The sequence below is a fragment of the Vibrio sp. 99K-1 genome (genome assembly GCF_013114585.1).
GTDB classification, from domain to species: domain Bacteria; phylum Pseudomonadota; class Gammaproteobacteria; order Enterobacterales; family Vibrionaceae; genus Vibrio; species Vibrio chagasii_B.
The window spans coordinates 69,563-88,065 of sequence record NZ_VTXF01000001.1 but is presented as its reverse complement, the minus strand read 5'-3'; the positions used below and the strand labels follow the sequence as shown (position 1 = coordinate 88,065).

Sequence of the window (18,503 nt, the reverse complement as noted above, 5' to 3'; positions counted from 1 at the left end):
GCACGTTCGAAGAGAACAGCAACAACGAGGCTTGGGAGTGGGCTTACATTAAGCCGCTAAGATTGTTTTAAGATCTTGCTCTGGCGTTGAGATAGCACGCATGTCGAACTCATCTTGAATAATCTTAAGTAGGTTTTCTGTTAGGAATGCTGGCGCTGTTGGGCCTGTGTAAATGCCTTTCACACCCAGCGCAAACAAAGTAAGCAGAATAACAATCGCTTTTTGCTCAAACCAAGACAGGACAAGCGTTAGTGGTAGTTCGTTAATGCCACAGTCAAACTCTTGAGACAGTGCAAGCGCAAGCTGAATCGCTGAGTACGCATCGTTACATTGACCCACATCTAACAGACGAGGAATGCCATTGATGTCACCAAACTGGTTTTTGTTGAAACGGAACTTACCACACGCCAAAGTTAGGATAACTGAGTCTTCTGGGGCTTGAGCAGTGAAGTCTGTGTAGTAGCTGCGCTCAGATTTGTCACCGTCACAACCGCCCACAAGGAAGAAGTGTTTGATGTTGCCTTCTTTCACTTGTTCAACAACCGCAGGTGCTGCTTCCATCAGTGCATTACGACCAAAGCCGACAGTGATCATTTGCTCGATCTCGTCATGCTTGAAGCCTTCTTGTGCAAGTGCACAATCGATTACTGCACTGAAATCGTCGCCTTCAAGGTGAGCAACACCTGGCCAGCCAACAATGCTACGTGTAAACAGACGGTCAGCATACGCCCCCACATCTGGGTTAAGCAGACAGTTAGACGTCATCACAATCGCACCAGGGAAGTTCGCGAACTCTTTCTGCTGGTTCTGCCAAGCGCTACCGTAGTTACCTGCAAGATGTGGGTACTTGTTCAATTCAGGGTAACCGTGTGCAGGAAGCATCTCACCGTTAGTGTAAACGTTGATGCCTTTGCCTTCGGTTTGCTGAAGGATCTTTTCTAGATCGTGAAGGTCGTGACCAGAGACAAGGATACAATGACCTTTCTTAGTCTTAACATTCACCGTTGTAGGCTGCGGGTGACCAAAGGTATCTGTCTCCCCCTTGTCCAACATTTCCATTACTTTGTAGTTCATCAAGCCGATCTGCATTGATGTATCCAATAGCTGTTTTAAGTCGGTTGGATCTGTACCTAGGAAAGCCATGATCTCATGATATTCAGCAAAGATAGCATTGTCTGTTTGACCAAGAACGCGAGCGTGTTCCATGTATGCTGCTGCACCTTTTAAGCCATATAGGCAAAGAAGACGAAGACCAATCACATCTTCGTGTTGAGAGTCGTGACCACGGTTAACCGCAGCTTGTGGTGCAAGCGCCAATAGCTCTGAAGAGTCCGTTGGAAGATCGAATTGCGCGGCAGGAGAAAGCGCTGGAATTTCGAAACCAATTAACGTCGCGGCTGCACGAACTTTCTGTTCTAAACGCTGTTTGAATTCGTGAGATTGCTGTGCAAATTCGATGATACGCGCAGGGTCGAAGTTCACGTTAGTGAGTGTTGCGAAGAACGCTTTTGGCGCCCACTCATCGATTTCAGTATCAATAACATCGCAAGTGCGACCTAAGTTTGCCCAAAAAGAAACACCTTGAAGAGAATACACCAACACATCTTGAAGGTCGGATACTTCCGATGTTTTTCCACACATACCTTGTGCGAAAGAACAGCCTTTTACAGTGGGTGTTTGAATAGTTTGTTCACATTGAATACAGAACATATAGGGGCTCCAGTAATTTTTATTAGCTGTAAGTACTTGGCTTACAGTGACTTATTCCAAGCCCTATAGAGCATCAACTGTGCCAACTTTTAAATCATTGATTTTAAATAACTTATCTATATTCCATATTTTTAGTGCGTGTTTATGACTACATTTACACACCCAAAGTCAACACACCCGTGTCATAGTGACTCTCGGTAATTATTTAACGGCGTTCATGTTTCGTTCAGAATAGAAGCGATAAAGTAACAACATAGAAAAAGAGGAATGAATATGAAAAATATCTTAGTTACGATTGTTGCGCTGTTTACTGGCCTTTTAGCGCTATTCACAAGCTTGATCCTTGCTATTCCTTTAGCTATTGCAGCTTTAATTACTGGCAAGCGCATTCAAAATCAAATGAAGAAACAAGGCTTCGCAGCTCATATGAACACTCGTCAGTCATCAACCAGTGATGCAGGTGTGATTGAAGGTGAATACGAAGACCTTTCAAACAGAAAATAGTCTAAGCTTTTGCTTCAAGACAACAACGATAGAGACTACACCAAACAATGCACAGAAAGACCATTCTAACTCTGCTCGCTATTACGACTTTAGGTCTCGTTGGCTGCTCTAACGAGACCACAACTCCAGCTTACGAAGCTTCACCAAACCTACCTGAATATCAACAAGAAAGCTTCGATGCCTATGTGACCGAAACACAAGACTGGCTATTAAAAAACCGTGTGTTCATCACCGAAGACAAGCAACTAGAGGTCCAACTTAATTCACCCACCGAGTACCAACCTACCTCACCAAATGGTAAAGCGGTTTTGTTGGTTCATGGATTAGGCGACTCGCCGTATTCATTTAGAGACATTGCAGAACATTTAGCCGATCAAGGTTACTTGGTCAGAACCGTGTTGCTTCCCGGTCACGGTAGTCGCGCCGGTGATTTGATGCAACCACACCTCGAAGACTGGCAAGGCGTTGTAGCTCATCATACTAAGTTGCTTGAGCAAGAGTACGATTCAGTGTGGCTTGGGGGTTACTCTACCGGAGCGAACCTTGTAACGTCACAAGCCATGAAAGATCCAAAGATCGAGGGGCTACTTCTTTTTTCACCGGCGTTTCAACCCAATTCATCGGCCGTACAATACGCTGAGCTAGCGAGCTATTTTGTGACTTGGGCAGACCAAGATCCTGAAGACAACATACTGCGTTATAACTCACTACCAATGAACGGAGCATCGGTATACTACGAGACCTCAGAAGTGGTTCGTGCAGATTTAGAAGCTCAGCAATTCGACAAGCCAGTGTTCATTATGATGAGTGAAGGCGACAGTGTGATAGACACTAGCTTTGTTCAGCAGGCGTTTACTGAGTCTATGCCAAACCCAAATAATGTGTTGGTGTGGCAAGGGGAAACTAAGCTCGATGACCCTCGCGCCGTTCAATACAGCATGAAGATCCCAGAGCAACGTATCTCGAACGGCTCACACATGGGTTTACTATTCTCGCCAAGTAACCCGTATTACGGCATCAATGGCAGCGAGAAAATTTGCTCGAATGGACAAGAAGAGGGCTTCGAGGAGAAGTGCAACGCAAACAGCGAAGTATGGTACTCAGCATGGGGGTACCGTGAAGAAGGTAAGAATCACGCTCGTTTAACATATAACCCTTACTTTTCCGACTCGATGGCCAAACTAGATTCAGTGCTAAACTCGGCAGGTTAGCGGGGCCAACGCATAAAACCTAAAAAGCTCACTAGCGATTCGCTGTGAGCTTTTTTAGTACATCTCTTTTTATTGCGAGTCGGTTGTCTAACGCTATATGGTCCACACCACGCGCACGGCAAGCAAAATCAAAACAATACCTGAAAGTCGATCAATCAGCTGCGCTTTTGAACGGATTCGTTCGACAATGAGAGGGCTAGATAGCACCAAGGTAATGAAGGTGTACCAAAGACCATCAACAATCAGCGGAGTCGAGACAATAATCACTTGGTTAGTCAGCTCATTACCGAGCGCGACAAATTGGCTAAACAGAGCGATAAAGAACAGTGCAATCTTAGGGCTCAAGATAGAGATCAAGAAAGCTTCACGAGCAGACTGCATGTAACTCATCTGCTCACCAGCTTCTAATTTCGCAGCCACTCCACCTTTCGAACGCAGGGCATTTACCCCTAAGTACAACAGATAAGCTGCACCCGCCAAGCTAATACCTTTAAATAATGTTGGAGATTGCTCCAATACCACCGCCAAGCCTACGATGGTTGCGAACGCATAAATACCAATACCTGCAGCGTGTGACCAAGCAGCGAGAAGCCCATTAATACGACCACCAGCCAAGCTGTGTTTAGCGATCATTGCTAAACTTGGCCCCGGAGACATTGCTCCTAGTAGGCAAATCGCCAATAAAGAAAACCAAATTGTTACCGTCATCATTCCATTCCTAGTCAAACCATGCGTTCTTGTTGAACGCTCTACCATTGATAGTTAGCATAATTATCACTTGGTATTATTTGAAATCAAAGATAATCATCATAGCCATGACTTCAAATCATACTGATATTGTAACTCGACTTTTGCATTGCCTGGAACGCCTTTTCTCGAGCCCATTTATGTGCAGAGTCGTTGTCATACTTCGGGTGCCACATTAACCAATAGGTGTGCATTTCGGTTTCGAACGGCAATGGGAAGTACTTAACCTCAAGATGCCTACCTAGGTTATAGGCAATATGCTCAGGTACGATCATCAAATAATCGTCTTGCATTAACACATTACTTGCCGATGAAAAGAACGGAACCTTAAATGCAACTCTGCGTTTTAACCCTTGCTTTTTCAATGCAATATCGGCGTAGCTGTCTTTATCTCCTCCCCCGGTAACCTTGATATGAGAGTAGTGGACAATATCTTCGGAACTTAACACCTCGTGCTGAGCCAATGGGTGTGACTTGCGCATTAAACACACCGATTTGTCCTCTCCAAGCTTGATACTCGATACATGTTCCGGCTTTTTAGGAAACATGCTAGAAGCCAAGTGGATTCCTGATTCATTGAGTGATTCAAAGTAGTTTGGCTGCCACAAACGGTAGGCCAAATTGATATTCGGCGCATCTGCTGATACCTCGGCAACAATCACAGGCAAAATATACTGAGCAACATAATCACTCGAAGACAATACAAACTCCCCCTGCCACTCTTGCGGTTCAAATGGTTTGTCATCTAGCAAGTGGTCAAACTCACCGAGTAGGTCATCGAGTTTCTCTTTAAGCAAAATAGCTCGATTGGTTGGCACCAGCTTATTGCCATCACGCACTAACAAAGGATCACCACATAAATCTCGTAGCTGGCTAAGTTGGCGGCTCACCGCGGATTGCGTGATATGCAGACGTTGGGCGGCGCGGCTCACATGACACTCTTCAAGAAGGACATGCAGTGAGCGCAGTAGGTTTAAGTTGATATTGCCTAACATGAATGTACCGTCGTACTCAGCTTATTAAAAAACTCGGTCAACACGGTATGAGTCATTAAATGGCGAAGCTCTGGATAGCTTTGCAACTGATCGCGAACTTGATTTAGACGTTCCATACTCTCGACCTCAACGTACAGCATCATATCGGTCTCTCCACTAATTGAGTGGCACCATTGCACACCGTCAATACCATGAATTTGGTTCGCGTAAGACTCGCAACTATGGTCACTGCTCGACAGGTCGAACTTCAACGAAATATAAGCGCATACGTTCTTAATTTGGTTGGGCTCATCAACCAAAGCGCAGTATCCTTTGATGACTTTGTCACTTTCCAACTTCTTAATTCTCGCATTCACCGCCGAACGAGAGAGGCTCACTTCTCTCGCAATATCGCTCACTGAGCAACGAGCATTGGTTTTTAGGATATCCAAAATTTGGCGATCAAATTTATCCATGCTTTTGATTCTTCCCATTTATTGTTCTATTTATCACGCCTAATTTGACACAACTTTTGAACTTATAACAGTCGCTGTTTACGACAGCCGACACTTTGACACTTAATCCAACAAATACCGTTAAAATGGCGGCGGCTTACGACGTTTCGCTAGCTGTATTATTGATGACGACAATGTATGCTTTCATTCACACTCTTTTCCATTCCCAAATAAAAATCGTCACAAGCTAGGAGAGCGAATGACCCAGCTAAAACAAGAAATCACGCTAATGTCCGGCATCGGACAACTTTCAACGACCTTGCTTGGTACTGGACTATTTATGATTCCCGCTATCGCGGCAGGTATTGCAGGTCAGATATCACTGTTAGCCTGGTTAATCCTGTTTATCGCCATTTGCCCTATTGCTCTTACTTTCGCCGCGCTGGGTAAACGCTACCCGAACGCGGGAGGCACCGCCTATTTTGTTCGCCAAGCGTTTAGTGAAAGATTGGAAACGAGTGTCGCTTGGTTGTTTGTGAGTGTAGTACCCGTGGGTATTCCAGCAGCTATCGCATTGGCTGGCGGCTTTGCCCAACAGTTATTACCAGCACCGCTCGACACACCACTCGGAGCTCAGTTCTTTACCGTAGCGCTACTGATTGCGGTCAATCTTATGGGCAGTAAATCTTCCGGCCGCCTACAAACCGTGATTGCCCTGTCAATCTTTGCCTTAGTTAGTGCTTTCGTTTGGAAGGCTGAGATCACTGTAACCGATATAGCGGTACCTAGCCTATCCTCTGACTCCATGTGGTCTATTGGCGCCGCACTGGCAGTGATGTTTTGGTGTTTTGTCGGAATCGAAGCTTTTGCTCATATGGGGGAGGAATTCAAAAACCCTCAAAGAGATTTCCCTATTGCTATCGTAGTGGGTTGTTTCGTTGCTGGCTTAGTGTATTGGGCTTGTTCAGTGGTGATCCTCAAGCTAGGTGCGTATGGCTCTGCGGAATTTGACGCCGCATCAATCCCATGGGTAACTGAACAACTGTTTGGGAATGGATTTAAAGCTGTTATCAGTGTGCTTGGTTTCTTTGCCTGTTTCGCTAGCCTGAATCTATACACACAAAGCTTGTCACGAATGATCTGGGCTCAGGCTCGTCAACATCGACCTGATGGCAAAATGGCCCAGCTCAATAGCCGCGGAGTGCCACTCTACCCAACGCTAGCAATCGGCGTTATCGCACTGATTTCATGTGTGATTGGCGAGCTTTCCGATCTAGATCTTGAGTTCTTTCTAAAGCTCGCTAACGGTATTTTTGTTCTGGTTTATCTACTTGCAATGCTAGCCGCTTGCCGACTTCTGAATGGTGCTTCTAGATACACAGCGATGCTTTCATTGGTTATCTGCACTGTCGTATTTATCTGCCTAAGTTGGTCAATGCTCTATGCTGTGACGATTTTTGTGACATTGTCACTTCCTTGGCAAAGGTGGTTCGGTAAAGCCACCGTTTCTATCGACAAGTTATAAGTACTATCGACACCTTTATTGATAAAAAAGCCGAGCGATCGCTTTGATCTTCGGCTTTATTTCTGCCAAACGAATATTCCCAAAACCCAATAACGCTCCACTCCAATCACGCTCAACGCTAGAGCCATATTCGTAAAAAGAAAATGGTCGAACAATAATATTGTCGAGTTCAGCTCTTTGGCTCCATTCATGTTCAGAAATGCCACCACTCCATTTGACGGTCACATGCAGTCCCGCCGCTTGACTTATCACCTCAAGGTCGCCGTTAAACTCACTTTCAATAGCATCGATCATCGCTTCGTACTTGAGTTTGTACGAACGACGCATCTTCCTGATATGTCGTAATAAATCACCTTCACGAACAAAATCAGCCAGTGCTTCTTGGGTGTGGCTTGCGGTATCTCCACTGAGCGCATCTTTAATCTCGAGACACTTAGCAACCAAGTGTTCTGGAACCACCAAATAACCCAAGCGAAGGCCATTGAACATCACCTTACTTAGTGAGCCGACATAGATAATACGATCATCCAAGCCAAGCTTGCCCGCTAGCCCTTGCATACTGGTATATGGACGGTGAGCGAACTGAAACTCGCTGTCATAGTCATCCTCTATGATCCAAGATTGGTTTTGGTTCGCCCAATCAATCAGCTTAAGGCGCTGCTCAGTATTAAGCGTAGTCCCCATCGGGTATTGATTACTCGGAGTGACGTACAAAGCCTTGGCTTTACTGGAGAGGACTTTATCGATATCAAGCCCAACCTTTTCTCGCACCGCCACACCGTCTAATTTGAGCTTTAACAGATCAACGATTTTATGGACTTGTCGATACCCAGGTTCTTCCATCAATAGTTCATCCCCCATCATCAACGTAGCCATCAAACCAATGGAAATCGCTTGTTGCGCCCCCGCCGTGATAATAATTCGATCAGCGTGACAGCGAACTGAACGACTGCTCGCGAGATAGCCACTGAGCGCATCTCGTAAAGCCACACTCCCTTGGACGTCTTGGTTGCCTGCAATGTTTTGACGCGTTGAATGTCGCTGCAGTAGCCTTTGCCATTTCGCAAAAGGGAAAGCATTGAGATCAGGCACTCCGGGGGCAAAGCCACTATTGATATCATGCGTTGTCGCTATGGTTCTAGGTGCTACCGAAGCCTGTGCAGTCACCTGACTCGTCTTTTGAGCAAGGTTAGGTTGAGACGAGTTCAAGAAATGTTCGGGCTGTTCGACCGACACATAAAAGCCAGATCCCTTACGACTTTCGATATAGCCCTCCGTGACTAACTGCTCATACGCGTAGATCACCGTATTTCGGCTCACCGATAACTCAACAGCCAACTTGCGCGTTGAAGGTAACTTGCTGCCTTTACTCCATAAATCTTGAACGATCTTCTCTCTGATCGCATGGAATAAAGCGGTTTGACGCGTGTCATGTTGCTCACTAAGTTGTAGGTCACCGACATCGATAGACTGCATAACTGGATCCAAGTAGTGTTTAAAAGTGGCTCTATTTAATAGACCAGTTAATCGCTACATTAATCAAAAGGCAATGATTAAGGAGCGATTATGTTATCTAACACGAAAAGAACCACGATTAAGAAAGGGGCTCATAAAGCGGTATTTGAACAAGAGAAACTGCATCAAATCATTGATGAAAGCTTAATCGCACATATTGCTTTGCAAGGCGAACAAGGGCCGATGGTGATACCAATGTTGGCATGGCGAGTCGATGACATGGTCTACATTCATGGTGCAAAAAACAGTCGCTTGCTTAGAGGGCTTAAAAAGGGTGAACCAACCTGTTTAACATTCACGCTATTTGATGGCTGGGTGTTGGCTCGTTCAGCCTTTCATCACAGCGCACACTACCGTTCAGCGGTTGTACTGGGTTCATTTTCAGTCATCGACGACAATCAAGAAAAGGATCGCTTGCTGAATATCTTCATTGAGCAGATAGCCCCTGGTAGAACCGAAGAGGTTAGGCTGAGCAATGAAAAAGAGCTCACTGCGACTGAGTTATTGGCGATACCATTAACTGAAGCATCGGTGAAAATTGGTAAGCATGGTGTGAATGACGATCTGGCTGATATGGATATCCCTGTATGGGCTGGGGTACTTCCCTATCGAACCGTTGTGGGGCCACTAGAAACGGTACCCGAGCAAGAGGGACTCATTGAAAAGCCTGACTACCAACAAGCTTATGGTGAACGTTGGTATCAGAATTAGCACGATAGGGTGGTCAGCAAAGGATAGTTGTATACAATCTGGTTTATCATAATTTTAACATCAGTAAATAACGTAGCCAGACGATGCAGACGAATAAGGGCTTTCAACAACATCAGGGCTTGCTCAATGGTATTGGGCAAGTCTATTTCACCCCTTCTCTCGTGACATCGGCTCTACTATTGTTTGCGATCTCAATGGAGTCACTTCCGCTGGCTTTACTCACCTTGCTTGGTGCGAGTTCCAGCTACACATTGGCTCGTGGTGTCCATACCTTTAGTCATACCAACAGCAAACCAAATCATCACATAAACAGTGGAATGTATGCGCTAAACGGAGCGCTGATTGCTCTGTTCATCGGAAACTTTTTTGGTGTGACGCCACTATTGGCGATAGTAACAATATTCGGTGCACTACTCACCGTACCTATCGCTAATATCGTATTCAGATTTAATAAATATCGAGGTTATACCAGCGCGTTTATCCTTATTGCCTGGCTGATTTATGTACTTCAATCGAGCTTGGCGCTTTCGGTCTTTTCTCCATCAGATTCTAATCGGATACCGCTGATGAATATTGATGTCGATTTTGGAACTCTGCTGCCCACTTTTATTCTGACCATACTTAAAGGGATCAGCCAAGTCAGCTTTATCAACAACGAATGGACAGGGCTGATTATTTTAATTGCTATCGCGCTCCACAGCGTCAAATACGCAGTTTGGATCGTGTTGGCTGCAGTCATCAGCACTCTGTTTAGCTACATGATTGGTGTTGATGACACACTGATTTCCCAAGGGTTGTATGGCTACAACGCCATTTTAGCGACATTGGCACTCGTTCTCTATCCAAGAGTTACATGGCAGTTGGTTATCGCGGGTATGCTCTGCAGTTGCCTAATCACCCTTATTTTTCATCGACTAGAACTCATCCCGTTAACGGCACCTTTCGTTCTCAGCACCTGGCTAATGGTTTATTGTTCGGGCAAATTACAAAACCCGAACGTCGACTAGTCATACAGCTATAGATCGCTCCTAAATCTCTCTATATATTGCTTTGGCGTTAAGCCTCTATGCTTTTTGAACATTCGATTAAAACTCGCGACATTGGTATAGCCTAAGCGTTTGGCAACCTCTTCAATGGACAATTTATAACTCAACAACTCCACCGCAACATTGCTTAATGCATAACCCATAATGGTAGAAAAGTTGACACCCAATTTATGCAAGCGCCGTTGAAACTGTTGCTCAGATAACCCCAGTAAACTCGATACCTTGTACAAGGTCGGCAACCCAAAGTGGCGGCTATAGTTGATCATCTCATACGTCACTTTATGTTCATCACCGGCATCTGGCATATTGAGGTAATTGTCTAGATCATGAAAATTCATCGCCAAACCCATTTTCCCAACACTCGGTGACTGATTAATCGATAGTCTCGACTTACTTGGAATCCAAACCTCGGTGCGTGGTTGGCCCCATTGAATATTGCAGCCGAAGTACTTTTCATAAAGGTCAACGTTTTCACGATACCCTGCGATAGAAACGAACGCTGGTTTGAAATCAGGCCCTAAATATCGCCTAATAATCTTCATCATGAAAATTGCGATACGCACTGAGTCATGAACCTTACCAACTTCAGAATACTCAGGATTATCGTAACACCACTTAATTAAGCTCCCAGCCTGGGTTCCATAGAGAAAAGCCCCCGACTGTAAACAGTGCAGTCCAATATTGACTCGACGAATAGTTGAAGCTAAGTCGTGTCCGGAGAAGAACCAGTTAGCAAGTGGCCCTAACCTCTCAATATCCACCCTATCGGCAAGCTTCAAAATAATGTCGGGATCGTTCGTTTGCTGCTCGAGTAAGCCGTACCATTTATCCACTTCATTGACAGGAATCAGGTTCAAAGCGTTAGCGAAGACTGACTTGGGAATACCTAAAGAATCCATATCTATGTCGCGGTTAGCCGCCGCATACTGATAAATACCTAAAATTCCTAATGCTCTTAAGAAGTTACAATTGTTCATTCGTGATAAACCCCTGAAATGCAATTACAGATCAAATCATTTACCTGTCATTATTGAAGTAATTGGTAAATTTGCAACCTATAAATCGGATATCTATCACACTCAGCGCTCAATTTAGCTTAGGGTTTATCAATGAGTTTAGTAAGTGTCCCATTTGTCGGAACTAGCGCTGATACAGCGCTACACGTAGTTGCGGGGGTTGTCTTGGTCGCAACTATTGCCGCCGCATGTTACGGGTTCTGGCGTGTTCATGAATTACCAATCAATAAAGCTCACAGTAAAGAGCATCAACAACTCGGTTTGATCACTGCACTCACATGGATTGGATTTTTATGGCACTGGGTATGGGTACTCGCCGTGATCTTAGCATTCGTTGATATGGAGAAAGCCATCATCAACCTCAGAGATACATGGAAAGCACCACCAACACCAAAAGATTCAACGACGACTAAAACTAAAGATGAGGAGAACCAAACATGTTAGAAGGTTTAGCAATTTGGGCGCTGTTCATCTATTTGTTGAGACTGATTGGTATGCCTTGGAACAAAGGCACAAAAGCGTTTGCTTACCTTGGAGGTACATCATGGCTGATGTTTGTATGGGTCGGACTGATTAACTTCACGCCAATGGATTTGTCTGGGGGCTCTGTAGTTCAATCGCCACACATTCAATTGCGTCCAGATTCAACCAATGTGTCTGGGAAAACCACGAAGGTACATATTCACCCGAACCAAGACGTGGCAGAAGGACAATTGATCTATGAGATAGATGACACCAAATATGTTATCGCACGAGACAAGGCACAGGTTCAGTTAGAGTCAGCAGAGGTCGCTCTAGATACCGCTCGTCAAGAAGTCAGTATCGCAAAAGTCAGCTATCAGTCTGCGCTTCAAGACATCAAAGCCTCTATTGCGCAGATCGAGTCAGCAAAGACCGACTTAGTTTTGCAGTCTAAGACACTGGATCGTTATCAAAAGCAAAACAGTGTGGTTGAACATACCATTACTGAGTCCGATATCGATCAGCAAACGGCTAAAGTAGACTTAGCAACACACAACGTCACTACGCTTGAATCTCAGTTGAGCAAAAAAGAAGTGGATGCGGAAAACGCCAAGTTAAACATCCACAAAGCAGAGACCAACGTTAGTAAGCAAAAAACGGAAGTCGAATCTGCAAAAGCGACACTGGCACAAGCGCAATGGGACTTAAATAGCACCAAAGTGACGGCGCCATCTGATGGCTTTGTGACAAACTTCATTCTTCGTGAAGGACAACGAGTTTCGTTGATGCCTCGTATTCAAATGTATACCGACGAGAAATACGTGTTAATGCGAGTCAACCACCAAGCGATTCGCAACATCAAAGTCGGTCAGCCCGCAGAGTTCGCAACAGCGGTATACCCAGGGAAAATCTTCTCTGCGACAGTAGAAGGAATTGTAGAAGCAACGGGTGAGGCACAAGCCAGCTTATTAGGTATCGATGAACAGGTTCGGGTAACCACAGGTCGAAACCTTCAGAACAAGCACCACTTCGTTCGTTTGAAGATTGATGAAACAGAAGGTTACGACATCCCTGTCGGCTCAGTAGGGCTTGCTTGGGTTAGTGGTGAGAAGCCAATTAGCTTTATGGCCTTCCTCGATGTTATTCGTGGCATCATCATCAGAATGAAGTCTCAACTGTACTTCTTCTACTCTATCTAGCCACCTTCATGAATTAGAAATACCAAGCCCGAGTGATCATTGATTACTCGGGCTTTTCGTTTCTTGAATACAAACTGATACGTTTAAACCGGAAAGAAGAGCCAACACCTTAAACCCCCTACTATTTGTCGTCAAACAAACACCAATTCGCAAAATGCATTTGCAAAACGCAAAGGCAAGATATTAAAATGCGAACATATCGCTCAAATACGCACCAAATTGCTATAAAACAGACAATAAATAAGAGTTTTAGAGTTGGCACACTAACTGCAATATAACTAGTGACCCTTCTTAAGCCGAGGGTCACCTAGCCAACTGACGTTGTTAGTGAACCTATTCTTGTTCACAAAATATATAAGCCAATCGCGATTATTGCGGTTGGCTATTTTTTTACCTGTCGTTTGGCTAACCAATCACCCCCTCGATACAGACACCCATTCAATCGCATAACAATCAACATTCATAGCCAACCATCGCTAGTAGATACCCAACACGCTATAGAAAACGTTTTCTATTAATTTCTACGAAATAAATCATAAAAATAACCGTATGTTTTATATAGAAATTAATAAGAAAACTGATTTTAAGTTAGCTCTATTGATAAAATTAGCATTGACTATGTGATTTATATCACCATAATGCGCACGTTTGCCTGCAATACGGCGACCGTTAATTTTAATTTTGATCATTTGCGGAGGTTAAAAAATGGCTGCTGATAATAACTACAGTCTAGGGCCGGTTCCAACATCGGCTAGGAAAGGAGTTGCTTCACTCACCATGGTAATGCTTGGACTCACTTTCTTCTCTGCAAGTATGTGGACAGGTGGTTCACTCGGGACAGGCCTTTCATTCAACGATTTCTTCCTCGCCGTTCTCATCGGTAACCTAATTCTCGGTATTTACACTTCTTTTCTTGGCTACATCGGCTCATCTACTGGCCTCTCTACTCACCTCCTTGCTCGTTTCTCTTTCGGTACTAAAGGCTCATGGCTTCCTTCTGCTCTACTTGGTGGCACACAAGTCGGTTGGTTTGGCGTAGGTGTAGCGATGTTCGCGATTCCAGTACAAAAAGCGACAGGCATTGATACCAACACCTTAATCATCGTATCTGGTTTGCTAATGACAGGTACTGTGTACTTTGGTATTAAAGCGCTCATGGTGCTGTCAGCGGTCGCCGTTCCTGCTATTGCAATTCTGGGTGGTTACTCAGTACTGACAGCCGTAGACAGTGTTGGTGGTTTAGAACAGCTACAACTTATCAAGCCAGAAACACCAATGGACTTCTCAATGGCCTTAGCTATGGTTGTCGGTTCATTTGTGAGTGCAGGTACATTAACGGCTGACTTCGTGCGCTTCGGTAAGAAACCAGCGAGCGCAGTACTGATTACCATGGTCGCGTTTTTCATCGGTAACTCGCTGATGTTCATCTTCGGTGCGGCTGGTGCAGCAGCAACAGGTCAAGCGGACATTTCAGATGTGATGATCGCTCAAGGTCTACTACTGCCTGCGATTATCGTACTAGGTTTAAACATCTGGACGACCAACGAAAACGCGCTTTACGCATCAGGCCTAGGTTTCTCTAACATCACAGGCCGCTCAAGTACTACAATGTCTATCATTAACGGCATTATCGGTACAATTTTCGCGCTGTGGTTATACAACAACTTTGTTGGCTGGTTAACCTTCCTTTCGCTAGCGATTCCACCAATTGGTGGCGTTATCATCGCCGACTTCTTCGCGAACCGTAAACGTTACAAAGATTTTGCAAATGCGGAGTTCCAAACCGTTAACTGGGCTGGCATTATCGCGGTTGCAACAGGCGTAGCAGCAGGTCACTTCCTCCCTGGCGTTGTTCCTTTGAACGCCGTGTTAGGTGGTGCAATCAGTTACCTAGTGCTAAACCCTCTATTGAATAAAAAAGCTCTGAAATCTCAGGCCGCTTAAGGACACACTATGACAACCTTATTAATCAAGAACGCGAAACTTCAAGACCAAGAAGGCTTGAAACAGATTCTGATTGAAAATGGTCAATTTTCTCGCATTCTCGATAATGACGCGCAAATCAATCATCAAGGCCATATCCTTGATGCAGAAGGCGGTATTGCGGTTTCTCCTTTCTGTGAACCGCACATTCACCTTGATACGACTCAAACTGCTGGTGAGCCAAACTGGAACATCTCTGGCACTTTGTTTGAAGGCATTGAGCGTTGGGCTGAGCGTAAAGAGCTGCTGTCGATTGAAGACGTTAAATCTCGTGCTAAGCAAACATTGAAATGGCAAATTGCTAACGGTGTTCAACACGTTCGAACTCACGTGGATGTGTCTGACCCTACGCTGGTTGCGCTAAAAGCAATGGTTGAAGTTCGTGAAGAGATGAAAGAGTGGGTCGACATCCAGATCGTTGCATTCCCTCAAGAAGGCATTCTTTCATACCCTAACGGCAAAGAACTTCTTGAAGAAGCTGTGAAGATCGGTGCTGACGTTATCGGTGCTATCCCTCACTTCGAATTCACTCGTGAATACGGTGTTGAATCGCTGCACTATGTATTTGAACTTGCACGTAAATACGACTGTCTCATCGACGTTCACTGTGACGAAATCGACGACGAACAATCTCGTTTTGTTGAGACACTGGCAGCCCTAGCTCATAAGTTCGAAATGGGCGAAAAGGTAACAGCAAGCCATACGACAGCGATGGGCTCTTACAATGGTGCTTACGCATCTCGCCTATTCCGCCTATTGAAAATGTCTGGCATCAACTTCGTTGCAAACCCGTTAGTGAACATTCACTTACAAGGCCGCTTCGATGACTACCCTAAACGTCGTGGCGTGACTCGCGTTAAAGAGATGCTAGCAGCGAACATCAACGTCTGTTTTGGTCACGATGATGTGTTCGACCCATGGTACCCACTAGGTACTGCAAACATGCTTCAAGTACTCCATATGGGGCTACATGTGACTCAAGTAATGGGCTATGACCAAATCAACAACTCGCTTGATTTAATTAGCAAAAACTCGGCTCGCACGCTGAACATTCAAAACAACTATGGTATCGAAGAAGGTAAGCCTGGTAGCCTACTGATTCTTCCTGCAGAGAATGGCTTTGATGCAGTGCGCCGCCAAGTTCCTGTGCAGTACTCAGTTCGTCACGGTAAAGTGATCGCGGAGACTCAGCCGGCGAAAACAAAAATTAATCTAGATAAGACGGAAGATGTAAGCTTTAAACGCTAATATCGTCTATAATTACTATCGAATAAAAGGAAGCTGAGATGCTTCCTTTTGTTATGTTGGCGAAGAGACAAAACTATCACTAATTCAGTGTGTTTCTTGTTAATTCGCACGGTATGACAAAAAAAACACTGATTTTGCAATCAATGTGTGTACATCTCGAAAGACTGTGTTAACATGCACTCGCTCTGTTAGCCGGAGTTATTTAAGTTAGATGAATAGTAAAAAATTGACATGTAAAATCGTTACCCGTTTTTGTAAGTAGTTTTTCCTTATTTCTTAGCAATATTAAATAATTCAATTATCAGCGCATTGCATTGAATGCAATCAACAATTTAGAAAATTTATGAATAAGGGACAAATTATGTCTAACACAAATACTGGCACTGTAAAATGGTTTAACGAAGAGAAAGGTTTCGGCTTCATTTCTCAAGACAACGGCGGCGCTGACGTATTCGTACACTTCCGTGCTATCGTTTCTGAAGGCTTCAAAACTCTGAAAGAAGGCCAAAAGGTTTCTTTCGAAGTTGAAAACGGTCAAAAAGGCCTACAAGCAGCAAACGTTGTTGCTCAATAATTAGCATTTAGCTAAAAAGAATTTTAAAGCGCTGATTTTTATCGGCGCTTTTTTCTATCTGTCGAAAAAATATTTTCCTACCCCTTCTGCCATCAAGCGCTTTCTCTATTACACGCATTACACCCTAGCCCGTCCCGACTCCAACAATCGTCACATCATTCAATACCCACTAGATTAAGATTCAAAGTTACTTTACATAACAGCATCTCATAGACTCAATGTTCCCGTTCAAACAGTTCCAGTGTAAGCAACACCGCTTCAGCTCATAATTTCATTCACCACTTTCTAGAAGTCACCACTCATCCTGAGCGTTCATCTTTTCACCTAGTTCTCACACCAATATCGACTTTGGCGACAAAGTGAATAACCAGAAATATGTTTAAAGAACAATCCATTAGATGGGCATTATAAGTACGCAATCGATATTCATAATAAAAATGAGTGATTTATCAAACCCTCATCCATTAATTATATAATTTTTAAAGCAAAGCACTTCGAAATCCGCTAACCTTGTCCACTAGTGGCTTTAGTTGGTTTGATATCTGCAGTAAAAATAATGAACAAAGACGAATTCCAGAAATCCACCGCTAATCTAAAAAAAGCGGTGCCTCTTATGATGAAGAACAGGGTGTCCACCACACCTGCAAATTACGCACTTTGGTACACCTATGTCGATAATGCGATCCCGCAACTGACTAAAGATATGGATGGGGTACTGGAACATTATGGTATCTGCCCCCCAGCAGTCGGTGAGCAACTTTACAACAACTACGTTGCCAGCAAATCTGAAACCAATATCAATGATCTGCGCGCTAACTTAGAGCTGTTGGTATCTGAAGTATCAAACTCTATGAATGATACGCTAACGGATACTTCGGCTTTCTCGGATATGATCGATAAAAGCTTTGAAGATCTGTCTCGCGTTGAAAATGAAAGCCTCTCTATCGACGAGGTGATGTCTCTAGTACGTCAGCTTGTTTCTGAATCTCGAAACATCCGTCATTCAACTCAATTCTTGAATTCTCAGCTAAACTCAGCGACCTCTGAAATCTCTAAGCTCAAAAGCCAGCTTGTTGAAGTACAGAAAGACGCACTGTTTGACAGCACCACCACCCTATACAACCGTCGCTCTTTCGACCGAGATTTAGAGACACTCTGTGAAGCCAACCAATCTCTATGTTTGATCTTGCTCGACATCGACCACTTTAAGAACTTCAACGACACCTACGGTCACTTGTTTGGTGATATGGTTCTAAAAGGTATTGCTCGCAAGCTTAAGCTAAGTTGTCGTGAGGGTATTTCAGCATATCGATTTGGCGGTGAAGAGTTCGCACTTATTGTGCCAAATAAATCCGTGCGTATCGCACGTCAACTTGCTGATACAAACCGTCGTTCGTTAGAAAAGCTGTCGATTAAAGACCGTCGCAGTGGTGAACAAGTCGGCAATATTACCGCCTCTTTTGGTGTGGCCGAGCTTGAACCTGGGGAATCCCCTCAATCGCTGATCGAACGCGCCGATAGGCTGCTTTACGAAGCCAAAACACTTGGCCGTAATCGAGTTATGCCTCTATAAGGATCATCATTGGTCCAGGCTATTTAAGCGAATTACGCGTGTTTCGCCTT

General features: G+C 44.4%; 17 protein-coding genes. 11 read left to right on the top strand and 6 right to left on the bottom strand.

Going from position 1 to position 18,503, the window contains the following annotated elements; all coding sequences use genetic code 11:
- Window positions 1-48 precede the first annotated feature (48 nt).
- Window positions 49-1,710, bottom strand: a complete 1,662-nt coding sequence (hcp, locus tag F0228_RS00390) for a hydroxylamine reductase (RefSeq protein ID WP_061031256.1) — start codon at window positions 1,708-1,710, stop codon at window positions 49-51.
- A gap of 273 nt (window positions 1,711-1,983) precedes the next feature.
- On the opposite strand from hcp, the gene F0228_RS00385 reads away from it, so the two are divergent.
- Window positions 1,984-2,214, top strand: a complete 231-nt coding sequence (locus F0228_RS00385; RefSeq protein ID WP_017630489.1) for a hypothetical protein — start codon at window positions 1,984-1,986, stop codon at window positions 2,212-2,214.
- A 47-nt stretch (window positions 2,215-2,261) separates the two neighbouring features.
- Window positions 2,262-3,425, top strand: coding sequence for an alpha/beta fold hydrolase (locus tag F0228_RS00380; protein ID WP_116870897.1), 1,164 nt, complete (start codon window positions 2,262-2,264; stop codon window positions 3,423-3,425).
- A gap of 93 nt (window positions 3,426-3,518) precedes the next feature.
- Here the strand turns inward: F0228_RS00380 and F0228_RS00375 are convergent, their stop codons facing one another.
- From F0228_RS00375 to F0228_RS00365, 3 genes are all read right to left on the bottom strand, one after another.
- A complete protein-coding gene (locus F0228_RS00375; RefSeq protein ID WP_171761797.1) occupies window positions 3,519-4,133 on the bottom strand; it encodes a LysE family translocator in 615 nt (204 codons plus the stop codon).
- A gap of 113 nt (window positions 4,134-4,246) precedes the next feature.
- On the bottom strand, window positions 4,247-5,167 hold the full coding sequence (locus F0228_RS00370; RefSeq protein WP_171731339.1) for a LysR family transcriptional regulator: 921 nt from the start codon (window positions 5,165-5,167) through the stop codon (window positions 4,247-4,249).
- Window positions 5,161-5,622 carry an Lrp/AsnC family transcriptional regulator gene (locus tag F0228_RS00365; protein ID WP_171731338.1) on the bottom strand — a complete coding sequence of 154 codons (462 nt, stop codon included), beginning with the start codon at window positions 5,620-5,622 and terminating at the stop codon, window positions 5,161-5,163. Before F0228_RS00365 ends, F0228_RS00370 begins: the two co-directional genes overlap by 7 nt.
- Before the next feature lie 238 nt (window positions 5,623-5,860).
- Here F0228_RS00365 and yjeH point away from each other — a divergent pair, with 238 nt between their 5' ends.
- A complete protein-coding gene (gene yjeH, locus F0228_RS00360) occupies window positions 5,861-7,126 on the top strand; it encodes an L-methionine/branched-chain amino acid transporter (RefSeq protein WP_105057977.1) in 1,266 nt (421 codons plus the stop codon).
- Window positions 7,127-7,141: 15 nt separating this feature from the next.
- On the opposite strand, the gene F0228_RS00355 is transcribed toward yjeH, so the two are convergent.
- Window positions 7,142-8,602, bottom strand: a complete 1,461-nt coding sequence (locus F0228_RS00355) for a PLP-dependent aminotransferase family protein (RefSeq protein WP_171761665.1) — start codon at window positions 8,600-8,602, stop codon at window positions 7,142-7,144.
- Window positions 8,603-8,692: 90 nt separating this feature from the next.
- Here F0228_RS00355 and F0228_RS00350 point away from each other — a divergent pair, with 90 nt between their 5' ends.
- Window positions 8,693-9,352, top strand: a complete 660-nt coding sequence (locus tag F0228_RS00350; protein ID WP_061031262.1) for a pyridoxamine 5'-phosphate oxidase family protein — start codon at window positions 8,693-8,695, stop codon at window positions 9,350-9,352.
- Between the two features lie 83 nt (window positions 9,353-9,435).
- On the top strand, window positions 9,436-10,359 hold the full coding sequence (locus F0228_RS00345; protein WP_171731337.1) for an urea transporter: 924 nt from the start codon (window positions 9,436-9,438) through the stop codon (window positions 10,357-10,359).
- Between the two features lie 8 nt (window positions 10,360-10,367).
- Here F0228_RS00345 and F0228_RS00340 read toward each other — a convergent pair whose 3' ends face one another.
- The gene (locus F0228_RS00340; RefSeq protein WP_171731336.1) at window positions 10,368-11,375 is read right to left on the bottom strand and encodes an AraC family transcriptional regulator; all 1,008 of its coding nucleotides are present in this window, start codon (window positions 11,373-11,375) and stop codon (window positions 10,368-10,370) included.
- A 132-nt stretch (window positions 11,376-11,507) separates the two neighbouring features.
- Between F0228_RS00340 and F0228_RS00335 the strand changes: the two genes are divergently transcribed.
- The 6 genes from F0228_RS00335 (at window position 11,508) to F0228_RS00310 (ending at window position 18,453) form a co-directional block, all read left to right on the top strand.
- Window positions 11,508-11,858, top strand: a complete 351-nt coding sequence (locus F0228_RS00335) for an MFS transporter (protein ID WP_171731335.1) — start codon at window positions 11,508-11,510, stop codon at window positions 11,856-11,858.
- Window positions 11,852-13,075, top strand: a complete 1,224-nt coding sequence (locus F0228_RS00330; RefSeq protein WP_105057973.1) for a biotin/lipoyl-binding protein — start codon at window positions 11,852-11,854, stop codon at window positions 13,073-13,075. The genes F0228_RS00335 and F0228_RS00330 overlap by 7 nt, the downstream gene beginning before the upstream one ends.
- A gap of 705 nt (window positions 13,076-13,780) precedes the next feature.
- Window positions 13,781-15,019, top strand: coding sequence for a cytosine permease (gene codB / locus F0228_RS00325; RefSeq protein WP_032498227.1), 1,239 nt, complete (start codon window positions 13,781-13,783; stop codon window positions 15,017-15,019).
- 9 nt (window positions 15,020-15,028) lie between these two features.
- The gene (locus tag F0228_RS00320) at window positions 15,029-16,306 is read left to right on the top strand and encodes a cytosine deaminase (protein WP_171731334.1); all 1,278 of its coding nucleotides are present in this window, start codon (window positions 15,029-15,031) and stop codon (window positions 16,304-16,306) included.
- A 361-nt stretch (window positions 16,307-16,667) separates the two neighbouring features.
- On the top strand, window positions 16,668-16,880 hold the full coding sequence (locus F0228_RS00315; protein WP_004740083.1) for a cold-shock protein: 213 nt from the start codon (window positions 16,668-16,670) through the stop codon (window positions 16,878-16,880).
- Window positions 16,881-17,436: 556 nt separating this feature from the next.
- Window positions 17,437-18,453, top strand: a complete 1,017-nt coding sequence (locus F0228_RS00310; RefSeq protein ID WP_061031267.1) for a GGDEF domain-containing protein — start codon at window positions 17,437-17,439, stop codon at window positions 18,451-18,453.
- Window positions 18,454-18,503 lie beyond the last annotated feature (50 nt).

Excerpts from the sequence above, each read along its gene's own strand:
- F0228_RS00345 (WP_171731337.1), top strand. The coding sequence starts at position 9,436 with ATGCAGACGAATAAGGGCTTTCAACAACATCAGGGCTTGCTCAATGGT.
- F0228_RS00330 (WP_105057973.1), top strand. The coding sequence starts at position 11,852 with ATGTTAGAAGGTTTAGCAATTTGGGCGCTGTTCATCTATTTGTTGAGA.
- F0228_RS00350 (WP_061031262.1), top strand. The coding sequence starts at position 8,693 with ATGTTATCTAACACGAAAAGAACCACGATTAAGAAAGGGGCTCATAAA.
- F0228_RS00365 (WP_171731338.1), bottom strand. The coding sequence starts at position 5,622 with ATGGATAAATTTGATCGCCAAATTTTGGATATCCTAAAAACCAATGCT.
- F0228_RS00355 (WP_171761665.1), bottom strand. The coding sequence starts at position 8,602 with ATGCAGTCTATCGATGTCGGTGACCTACAACTTAGTGAGCAACATGAC.
- F0228_RS00320 (WP_171731334.1), top strand. The coding sequence starts at position 15,029 with ATGACAACCTTATTAATCAAGAACGCGAAACTTCAAGACCAAGAAGGC.
- F0228_RS00335 (WP_171731335.1), top strand. The coding sequence starts at position 11,508 with ATGAGTTTAGTAAGTGTCCCATTTGTCGGAACTAGCGCTGATACAGCG.
- F0228_RS00315 (WP_004740083.1), top strand. The coding sequence starts at position 16,668 with ATGTCTAACACAAATACTGGCACTGTAAAATGGTTTAACGAAGAGAAA.
- F0228_RS00340 (WP_171731336.1), bottom strand. The coding sequence starts at position 11,375 with ATGAACAATTGTAACTTCTTAAGAGCATTAGGAATTTTAGGTATTTAT.
- codB (WP_032498227.1), top strand. The coding sequence starts at position 13,781 with ATGGCTGCTGATAATAACTACAGTCTAGGGCCGGTTCCAACATCGGCT.
- F0228_RS00385 (WP_017630489.1), top strand. The coding sequence starts at position 1,984 with ATGAAAAATATCTTAGTTACGATTGTTGCGCTGTTTACTGGCCTTTTA.
- hcp (WP_061031256.1), bottom strand. The coding sequence starts at position 1,710 with ATGTTCTGTATTCAATGTGAACAAACTATTCAAACACCCACTGTAAAA.
- F0228_RS00370 (WP_171731339.1), bottom strand. The coding sequence starts at position 5,167 with ATGTTAGGCAATATCAACTTAAACCTACTGCGCTCACTGCATGTCCTT.
- yjeH (WP_105057977.1), top strand. The coding sequence starts at position 5,861 with ATGACCCAGCTAAAACAAGAAATCACGCTAATGTCCGGCATCGGACAA.
- F0228_RS00310 (WP_061031267.1), top strand. The coding sequence starts at position 17,437 with ATGAACAAAGACGAATTCCAGAAATCCACCGCTAATCTAAAAAAAGCG.
- F0228_RS00375 (WP_171761797.1), bottom strand. The coding sequence starts at position 4,133 with ATGACGGTAACAATTTGGTTTTCTTTATTGGCGATTTGCCTACTAGGA.
- F0228_RS00380 (WP_116870897.1), top strand. The coding sequence starts at position 2,262 with ATGCACAGAAAGACCATTCTAACTCTGCTCGCTATTACGACTTTAGGT.